Source organism: Mucilaginibacter lappiensis (genome assembly GCF_050433765.1).
GTDB lineage: Bacteria > Bacteroidota > Bacteroidia > Sphingobacteriales > Sphingobacteriaceae > Mucilaginibacter > Mucilaginibacter lappiensis_A.
Genome location: NZ_JBNPWP010000021.1, coordinates 1 through 2685 on the forward strand (window position 1 = coordinate 1; position 2685 = coordinate 2685).

Genomic DNA, 2685 nt, shown 5'->3' on the forward strand with positions numbered 1-2685 from the left:
TGAATATTCCGCCGAATAGGGACCACCATTCCGCTGCAAAAGGGACCAGTGATGTAAGGTGTAAAAGAGCAGTCAAAGCTCCATCATCACTAAGCAGTATGATTTGTGTAAACTTAGTGATTTTTCTTATTCCGCATAGATTTGCCTGTTAAAGCAATTCTGTGCGCAGAAGCTGCCAATCTGTCCATTATCGCATCGGCAAGCGTTGGTTCATCAATAAAGTTATACCAGTTATCTACTGGCAGTTGTGATGTTATGATCGTTGAACCATTGCCATACCTATCTTCCAGAATATCCAGCAACGCGATCCTGGAATCGTTGGTTAATGCCTTCAGCCCGAAGTCATCTAATATCAGCAGTTTGTTACTGGAGATAGCCCTGATCCATTTAAGATAGGTGCCATCCAGCCTGGCCTGGGCCAGTGCCTCCAGGAACTTGTTCATGCTATAGTATAAAGTTCGGTATCCGAGCAGGCAGGAACTACGCCCTAAGGCACAAGCCAAAAAAGATTTACCGCAGCCTGTGGCACCAGTTATCAGGACGTTTTCTCCCTTTGCAATAAACATTCCGTCAGATAACCTGAGCACCTGTTCGCGGGTTACTCCCCGGTCAGGTGTGCACAAAATATCTTCAGGCAAGGCATGATATCTGAGCTTGCTGTAGTTCAGGTATTTTTGCGTTCGGGCGTGATCTCGATATTCTGTCTCGGCTTGCGTGAGCATACCGATTAGCGAGTGTACGTCCTGAAGTTCATGTACGGGAAGCAAAAGTATTGCCTCGTACCGATTAGCCATACCGCTCAGTTTAAGCGATTTCAGCTGGTCCAATGTGTTCTGAGTGTTCATCTGATTATTGTTTTCTAGTTTTCATTATAAGCTTCCGGTCCCCTTAAGTTGGCATGAAAGGGTAGCCGGTATTCTTTGGTAACTGCTTCTTCTAATAGGTCCATATTGTTTTCCAGGATATTTTTGATGGCTGTATATCTGAACTTGTTTCCGGTTAATCCTCTTTTACAGGCGGCTTCCATCCGGACCGGGCCATAAGCTTTAATCAACCTGAGCAGGCCCAGACAGGCCGTGTAGGACTGTTCAATAACCTGTTTACTTTCCATTAGCTTTTGAAAAAAGGCATGGGTGTTTGGTCCGACCTCATTTGCCTTTTGCAAGTAATACGCCGAACTAAAGCCCTGGGTCGTCATAAAGGCCTGATGATTGGCTGGCATATGTTCTATTACCGTTGTGTACTTGTGATTTCGATAATCTCTTTGATGCAAGGCGATCCGCTGGTTATTATAATAGATCTCGACAGTATCCTGACAATAGATAAGCCTCACTTCCTTGCCAATATAGCGGAACGGCACGCTGTAGTAATGCCAGTCTTCACCGACCAGAACATGGTAGCTTTTCTGAACCTTGGCCTTGGTATAATGGCGGATATAATAAGCAGAATCAGGCATGGGCTGCAACAATGCTTTTTCCTGCCCGGTAAATAACTCTTGACGGCTAAAGGTCTTTTTCTGGAAGTTGATCTGGTGATGCTGGTCGAGCTTTGCCCAAATGGCCTGATTAAGTTCAGCCAGGCTATGGAACGTTTCGTTCCTTAACTTGGCATAAATGCGCATGTAGGTAATCTTCACCAATCCTTCTACTGCAGGTTTATCTTTCGGTTTATAGGCCCTGGCAGCGAATAGGGCAATATGGTTATGGTTAGACCATTGCTGGAGCATTTCAGTGAACAGCGGCTCGTACCTGCAGGTCTTGGAGACCCACTGCCTCATATTGTCCGACTTGACCCCTAATGGTACCCCGCCAAGGTAATCCAGCGTGTTATTAAGGGCTTTCACCACCTGCGGTAGTTTGGCGTTAGGCAGGGCCTCTACGTAGCCATAGCCGCTAAAGGGCAGCACCGCGATAAACACGGGACAGGCGATCAGCTCACCCGTGGAAAGGTCAACATAATGAAGTGGAGCCCCCGCGAAATCTACTTGCAGGAGTTTACCCGGCTGGTGCTCAAAGTGCATTACCGCACCGTTGAGCTTCTGTTGTTCCTGTAAGAGCTCACAGAATCTGGAATACTGAAACCCCTGAGGAAAGTCCTGGATATATTCTTCCCAAAGCAATAAACGGGTGACGCCTTCTTTGGCTAGCTCGTGCGTATGAAGCTCGATCAGACTGTTAAAATGAAGTTTGCGAAGGTCTGTTTCCTCTCCCTGGGGCTTAATCAATCCTACTATCTCCTCAAGCTTACGGTCATTCAATGCAAGCAGCTCAGTAAAACCCAGGCCAGTATAATTAAACTTGGCCAGGTAATTCACAATGGTTTTCCTGTTGATTCCGGTTTCCCGTGCAATTGATCTTTGGGAAGCTTCACGCTCCAAAAACAGGAGTAGTTGTCGTACTTTATTCATATTAAGCAGCTTATTTGCCATTCCATTTGTCGATTAGTGTGACCTAATCAAACCTATGGTTATTGGCAGGTTAATCTGCTTAGTGGTATACTATGGAGCGGAATAAGTGGTATACTATTGCCGGAATGGCAGCCTTTTTTCAGATTAGCCGCTGAAAAAAAACTCCCTATTACTAAACTTTAAACACACTTTCTCTTTCTTGACTGGTCCCTTTTGCAGCGGAATCACTGGCCCTATATGCGTCGGAATCGATGGTCCCATATGGAGCGGAATATCCA

Annotated in this window: 2 protein-coding genes; both read right to left on the bottom strand. The window is 45.8% G+C overall.

From position 1 onward, the window contains the following. Positions 1–113 precede the first annotated feature (113 nt). Positions 114–845 (bottom strand): IS21-like element helper ATPase IstB, encoded by a 732-nt coding sequence (gene istB / locus M2273_RS30710; RefSeq protein WP_429402218.1) that lies wholly within the window; start codon positions 843–845, stop codon positions 114–116. A 14-nt stretch (positions 846–859) separates the two neighbouring features. Then, a complete protein-coding gene (istA, locus tag M2273_RS30715; protein WP_429402220.1) occupies positions 860–2407 on the bottom strand; it encodes an IS21 family transposase in 1548 nt (515 codons plus the stop codon). Positions 2408–2685 lie beyond the last annotated feature (278 nt).